Raw genomic sequence first — 6924 nt, forward strand, 5'->3', positions numbered from 1 at the left:
TTATTCCTGATCTATACCTAACATTTTTTTCAATTGGTTTAACTGAGCCACTTCACCTTTTTTCGCTGCATCTTGGATGGCACGGGTAGGCGCGTGCATTAAGCGATTGGTTAATTTATTGGCCAGCTCTAAAATTACTTTTTCTGCATCTTTACCTGTATTTAGCTGACTAAGCGCCCTATCTACAAGTTCTGCTTTTGTTGTTTGTACATCATTACGGTAATGGCGAATTAAATCCACTGAATCAAGCGAGCGCAACCACATAAAAAACTCTTTGGTGCGCTCACTAATAATAATTTGTGCTTGCTCAGCCGCTTGTTCACGAGCAGCCATGTTTTCACTAACAATCGCTTGTAAGTCATCGACCGAGTACAAGTAGGCGTCGTCGAGTTCACCGACTTGGCTTTCAATATCGCGTGGTACAGCTATATCAATAAACAGCATCGGCTTATAGCGGCGTTGTTTAAGTGCTTGCTCAACTACACCTTTACCAATAATAGGTAAAGTGCTGGCGGTGGAGCTAATCACAATATCAGCTTGATGCAAACGTTCAGGCAATTGTGCCAACGCAATAACATCGGCTGATACTTCATCGGCTAAACTGCGCGCTCTTTCTATTGTTCTGTTGGCAACAGTAATTTTTTGCGGTTCATTTTGGTATAAATGTTTTGCTACCAGCTCTATGGTTTCACCGGCACCAATGAGTAACACCTTGGTTTTATCTAGCTTTCCATAAATATGCTTTGCTAAATTAACTGCCGCAAAGGCAACTGATACTGCACTGGCACCAATGTTGGTTTCGGTACGGACTTCTTTTGCCACCGAAAACGTTTTTTGAAACAAACGATCAAACGTAACGCCCACCGCATCATGAGTTTTGGCACTATTATAGGCTTGTTTTATTTGCCCTAAAATTTGTGGTTCGCCTAACACCAGCGAGTCAAGCCCACAGGCTACACGCATCAAATGGTTTATTGCAGCGCTGTCTTCATGACAGTAGATATTTTTACTCAGTTCATGTTCATCTAAACCATGGAAACTGGCCAACCATTGCAACAATGTTTGGGAATTTTGCTGCGCAAGGCTACAATACACTTCAGTGCGATTACAGGTAGAGACAATAACCGCTTCATTAAAGTCGGCATGGCCACTTAATTGTTGTAGCGCCTCTGAAATTTGCTCAGGCGAAAAGGCCACTTTTTCTCGTAATTCTACGGATGCGGTTTTGTGATTAATACCAAGTGCTATTATGGTCATATCTGCCAAATATTGCTGAGCCCTACTACATAGGCGGCAATTTTATCAAAAATCTCAGGAATATGGAAAGTAAGGAACAACATTTGACTCGACAATATTTTATTTTAACCCTGTTATTTATTTTTTTAACGGGCTGCGCCAATAAAAACAACTACAATACAGAAGCTTACGAAGACTGGAAGTTACGTCTTAGTACACAAAAAACTTGGCAGGTGGAAGGTAAATTAGCGTTTATTAGCCCTGATGAGCGCCAATCTGCTAACTTAAATTGGCAACAAACACAAAATAGTAATCATTTAGTGTTAACCACATTTATTGGCACCCGAATTTTATCGCTCAAACAAACCGCAGTGGGGGCTGAATTAATATTTGATGACCAACCGTATTTTGATACTAATGCGAGTAGACTTTTACAACGCTTAACGGGGTTTACTTTACCGGTAAATAACGCCGGCCCATGGTTAAAAGCCACTATTGACGATCAAACCTTAGAAGTCGATCAATTAGGCCGTGCTAAAAGCGTGTTATGGTTTGATGACGCTGGCAAAAAATGGCAAATAAACTACACCAGTTACATACAAAAACACGGTTTTTGGTTACCTAACGCGCTAACCTTAACACATGAAAAGATTAAAATTAAAATCAAACTCTACGATTGGCAGTTTAACTAATTATGAATACTCCCTTTGAACTTTCGCTGATTGCGCCGGCGAAGCTAAATTTATTTTTACATATTAATGGTCGCCGTGATGATGGCTATCATGAATTAGAAACCCTGTTTACATTTTTGAACTATGGCGACGAGCTCCATTTTACGCTTACTAATGATAAAAATATTAGTATTAGCGGTGACACTCATGGCATTGCACTAACTGACAACTTAATTTATAAAGCAGCTTTATTATTGCAAACTCAGTGTAAAGTGAATTTAGGTGCAAAAATAAATTTAACTAAACGTTTGCCTATGGGCGGAGGTGTTGGTGGTGGTTCATCCGATGCCGCAACAACACTTTTAGCGCTAAATACACTATGGAATACCGCTCTTACACTAGATGAACTTGCAGATTTAGGCTTGAAGCTCGGTGCAGACGTACCTGTATTCATTAAAGGTAAAAGTGCCATAGCACATGGCGTTGGCGAGCAATTAGAGTATGTTAAATTGCCACAAAAATGGTACTGCGTTGTTTTTCCAAACCAGCATGTCAGTACTGCACAAATATTTACTCACCCCGATTTAAAACGTGACACGCCTAAACTTTTAGGTGACTGGCAACAGCAGGTTTTAACTAACGATTGTGAGCCTTTAGTGAAAAAGCTGTGTCCCGAGGTTGAAAAAACCCTGCAGTGGTTGCTAAAATACGCCCCATCAAAGATGACCGGAACAGGTTCATGTTGTTTTGTTGAATTTGCTAGTCAAGTTCAAGCACAAGATGTACTTGCTAATCTCCCCCATACTTGGCAGGGATTTATCGCATCAAGCGTTAATACTTCTCCTGCTCACACGGAGTTAGCCGCCATCATTGATAAATGAAGTAACGTACAAGTAATCATAAGTTAACCTACTTTGTTCATTCAATGTAAGTTAGTCCAAAAATTCAGTGCCTGAGGAACCCTACCGTGCCTGACATGAAGCTCTTCGCTGGTAACGCAACACCTGACCTAGCTCAAAAAGTTGCAAAACGTTTATATATTGAATTAGGCGATGCTGTTGTTGGCCGTTTTAGTGACGGTGAGATCAGTGTTCAAATTAATGAAAATGTTCGTGGCTCGGATGTTTTTATCTTACAATCAACCTGTGCCCCTACTAACGATAACCTAATGGAACTTATCGTTATGGTTGATGCGCTACGCCGTGCATCTGCCGGTCGTATCACTGCTGTTATTCCTTATTTTGGTTATGCTCGTCAAGATCGTCGTGTACGTTCTGCGCGTGTGCCAATTACAGCTAAAGTGGTTGCAGATTTCTTATCAAGTGTAGGTGTTGACCGCGTTCTTACGGTTGATTTACATGCTGAGCAAATCCAAGGCTTCTTCGATGTACCAGTAGATAACGTATTTGGCAGCCCGGTATTATTAGAAGATATGAAAAACCGCGACTTTGATGACGTGGTTGTTGTATCACCTGATATTGGTGGTGTTGTACGTGCCCGTGCAATTGCAAAACTATTAAACGATACCGACCTAGCTATTATTGATAAACGTCGCCCTCAAGCTAACGTTTCTCAAGTAATGCATATTATTGGTGACGTTGAAGGTCGTGATTGTATTATTGTTGATGACATGATTGATACCGGTGGTACATTGTGTAAAGCCGCTGAAGCTCTTAAAGAGCATGGTGCTAAACGCGTATTTGCTTACGCTACTCACCCTATTCTTTCTGGTACAGCTGCAGAAAACTTACGTAACTCTGTGATTGATGAAGTGATTGTAACTGACTCAATTCCACTGTCTGACGAACTAAAAGCGCTTGATATTGTAAAAGTATTAACACTTGCAGATATGTTAGCAGAGACTATTCGTCGCATTAGCAACGAAGAATCTATCTCGGCAATGTTTGAACACTAAAGTTAAACATTAATGAGTATAAAAGCGCCTTTTGGCGCTTTTTTTGTAAGCGATGTTTATTTTATAAACCCGCAGTGGTATGATAGCGCGCCTTTTGGCTAGGGACCTTGGTCGCAAAGGCCCTAACACTTTTAATTATTGGAGACATCATGTCTAACACAACTTATACTTATGACGCTGAACTTCGCGTAGAAACTGGTACTGGTGCGAGCCGCCGCCTACGTCGCGAAGACAAAGTGCCGGCAATCCTTTATGGAGCTGATAAAGAAGCGGTATCGCTTACTTTTGCTCATAAAGATATGATCAAAGCACAAGAAGACGAAGGCTTTTACACTCACATCCTTACATTAAATGTAGGTGGCGAGAAAGTTGAAGCAATCTTAAAAGATATCCAACGTCACCCTTTCAAGCCTAAGCTTACTCACCTTGATTTCCAACGTGTAGACGCAACTCATAAACTAGTAACTAAGGTTCCTTTACACTTCATCGGTGAAGAGAAAGTAACTAAGTTAGGTGCAACTGTTGTTCACCAGTTAACTGAAGTTGAGATTTCTTGTCTTCCTAAGTCACTTCCAGAATTCATCGAAGTAGACGTATCTGATCTTGTTGCTGGTGATTCAATCCACCTTACAGATCTTGCGTTCCCTAAAGGTGTTCAATCTGTTGAGCTTGGTAAAGGCGAAGGCCACGATCAGTCTATCGTTACTATCAAAGCTAACAAAGCAGCTCCAACTGAAGACGACGCTTCAGACGCTGCAGAATAATATTTAAGGTCTCGCACCTTGAATTCTATTCAAATGCTTGTGGGCCTGGCTAATCCAGGCCCCGAATACGCAAATACACGCCACAACGCAGGTGCTTGGTTCATTCAAGAACTCGCTGCACGCTACAACTGCACGCTAAAACACGACCCTAAATATCACGGCCTTACTGGTAAAGTGATTATTCAAGGCAAAGAATTCAAATTACTGATCCCCACCACTTACATGAACTTAAGTGGCAAAGCGGTGAGTAGTTTAGCCAATTTTTTTAAAATCCCAGTGGAAGACATACTTGTCGCCCATGATGAATTGGATTTAGACCCGGGCGTTGCTAAATTAAAAAAAGGCGGCGGACATGGCGGTCATAATGGCTTAAAAGACATTATTGCAAAAATGGCAAATCAAAAAGACTTTATGCGCTTACGCATAGGTGTAGGTCATCCAGGACATCGCGAAATGGTCACCGGTTGGGTGCTTGGTAAAGCAGCCAAGGACGATCAAGAAAAAATGGATGCCGCAGTTGATGAAGCAGTTCGTTGTATGGAAATACTTGCTAAAGACGGTGTGTTAAAAGCACAAAACAGACTACATTCGTTTAAACCCTAATTTTTGGGTATACGTACGCACGTATTAAACGAATCTAAACAAGGTATCTTACTATGGGTTTTAAATGTGGCATCGTTGGCTTGCCTAATGTTGGTAAATCAACACTTTTCAATGCATTGACTAAAGCGGGTATTGAAGCCGCTAACTTTCCTTTTTGTACCATTGAACCTAATACAGGTGTGGTACCGGTGCCAGATCCTCGCCTAGACGAACTTGCTAAAATTGTTAACCCGCAACGTATTATTACAACTAGTATGGAATTTGTGGATATTGCAGGTTTAGTTAAAGGTGCATCGAAAGGTGAAGGCCTAGGCAATCAGTTTTTAGCAAATATTCGTGAAACAGATGCGATTGGCCATGTAGTTCGTTGTTTTGAAGATGAAAACGTTATTCACGTTGCTGGTACTATCGACCCTGCGGACGATATTGACGTGATCAACACCGAGCTAGTACTTGCTGATATGGACAGTGCTGATAAAGCAATATTCCGTAATGCGAAAAAAGCAAAAGGTGGCGATAAAGACGCAAAAGAGCAAAATGCGGTACTTGAAAAAGTAAAAGTGCATCTTGATGAAGGCTTAACTTTACGTTCTTTAGCGCTAACAAAAGAAGAAAAAGCAGCCATTGCGCCTATTAACTTCCTAACTATCAAGCCAACTATGTATATTGCTAACGTGGCTGAAGACGGATTTGAAAATAACCCACTACTTGATCGTGTCCGTGAAATAGCGGCTGCTGAGGATGCGGTTGTTGTGCCTGTGTGTGCAGCTATCGAATCTGAGCTATCTGAGCTTGACGAAGAAGACAAATTAGAGTTTATGGCTGACCTAGGTCTTGAAGAGCCAGGACTTAACCTTGTTATTCGTGGTGGCTATGAGCTACTACATTTGCAAACTTACTTTACTGCGGGTGTAAAAGAAGTACGTGCATGGACTATCCCAGTAGGTGCAACAGCGCCACAAGCAGCTGGTAAAATTCATACCGACTTTGAACGTGGCTTTATCCGCGCACAAACAATTGCTTTTGATGACTTTATTGCATTTAAAGGTGAAAGCGGTGCAAAAGAAGCAGGTAAAATGCGCCAAGAAGGTAAAGAGTACATCGTTAAAGATGGCGATGTAATGAACTTCTTGTTCAACGTATAATTAAACATTGCACCACGTTAAGTGGCTCATTGTTTTTTAAAGGCTCGTTTTTACGAGCCTTTTTATTTTTCAGCCGAATAAAAGTAATAATTAGTCTACCCTTACTATAGGCTTAGAATTGTAAGGCAAAGCCAAAATTACAATACAAAGCTCACAAAGAGTGTTAAAAAAGCAACGTTTTAATTAAAAAGTAGCCGGTTAGCCTATTTTTCCTGCAAACAAACCAACTTAAGTGTTTTTTTGCAAAAAAGGTGTTGACGAATTTGGGGCATATCAGCATAATACGCCCCGCACTCAGCGATGAAGTGTTAACAAAAAAGATGGCTAAGTAGCTCAGCTGGTTAGAGCACATCACTCATAATGATGGGGTCACAGGTTCAAATCCCGTCTTAGCCACCATTTACTTTTTGTTGCTCAATGAAGAGTTTAAAATAACTACCATTTCTTTGATTTATTCAAAGTGATAATACGGGAGTTGAGGAATTAGCAGTTGTCTTGAATTAGACGCTGGATTTAGGTTCTAAAACATTGTTACCTGTATACTCGATGCGGGAGTGGCGGAATTGGTAGACGCGCTGGATTTAGGTTCA

At 40.9% G+C, this 6924-nt stretch carries 7 protein-coding genes and 1 tRNA gene; 7 read left to right on the forward strand and 1 reads right to left on the reverse strand.

Annotation, left to right across the window (positions count from 1 at the left end; genetic code table 11):
• Positions 1 to 1257 (reverse strand): glutamyl-tRNA reductase, encoded by a 1257-nt coding sequence (hemA, locus tag CWC30_RS11595; RefSeq protein ID WP_024602657.1) that lies wholly within the window; start codon positions 1255 to 1257, stop codon positions 1 to 3.
• 83 nt (positions 1258 to 1340) lie between these two features.
• Between hemA and lolB the strand changes: the two genes are divergently transcribed.
• From lolB to CWC30_RS11630, 7 genes are all read left to right on the forward strand, one after another.
• Positions 1341 to 1928, forward strand: coding sequence for a lipoprotein insertase outer membrane protein LolB (gene lolB / locus CWC30_RS11600; RefSeq protein WP_138627161.1), 588 nt, complete (start codon positions 1341 to 1343; stop codon positions 1926 to 1928).
• Between the two features lie 2 nt (positions 1929 to 1930).
• Positions 1931 to 2788: a 4-(cytidine 5'-diphospho)-2-C-methyl-D-erythritol kinase gene (gene ispE, locus CWC30_RS11605; RefSeq protein WP_138627162.1), complete on the forward strand. Its 858-nt coding sequence runs from the start codon at positions 1931 to 1933 to the stop codon at positions 2786 to 2788.
• Between the two features lie 86 nt (positions 2789 to 2874).
• Positions 2875 to 3822, forward strand: coding sequence for a ribose-phosphate pyrophosphokinase (locus CWC30_RS11610; protein ID WP_008115168.1), 948 nt, complete (start codon positions 2875 to 2877; stop codon positions 3820 to 3822).
• A gap of 149 nt (positions 3823 to 3971) precedes the next feature.
• Positions 3972 to 4586 (forward strand): 50S ribosomal protein L25/general stress protein Ctc, encoded by a 615-nt coding sequence (locus CWC30_RS11615; protein ID WP_013465331.1) that lies wholly within the window; start codon positions 3972 to 3974, stop codon positions 4584 to 4586.
• An 18-nt stretch (positions 4587 to 4604) separates the two neighbouring features.
• Positions 4605 to 5189, forward strand: coding sequence for an aminoacyl-tRNA hydrolase (gene pth, locus CWC30_RS11620; RefSeq protein ID WP_008467968.1), 585 nt, complete (start codon positions 4605 to 4607; stop codon positions 5187 to 5189).
• A gap of 53 nt (positions 5190 to 5242) precedes the next feature.
• Positions 5243 to 6334, forward strand: a complete 1092-nt coding sequence (gene ychF, locus CWC30_RS11625) for a redox-regulated ATPase YchF (RefSeq protein WP_036982063.1) — start codon at positions 5243 to 5245, stop codon at positions 6332 to 6334.
• 322 nt (positions 6335 to 6656) lie between these two features.
• Positions 6657 to 6733 (forward strand) — tRNA-Met (locus tag CWC30_RS11630).
• Positions 6734 to 6924 lie beyond the last annotated feature (191 nt).

This window comes from Pseudoalteromonas sp. S4741 (assembly GCF_005886135.1).
Taxonomy (GTDB): domain Bacteria; phylum Pseudomonadota; class Gammaproteobacteria; order Enterobacterales; family Alteromonadaceae; genus Pseudoalteromonas; species Pseudoalteromonas tetraodonis.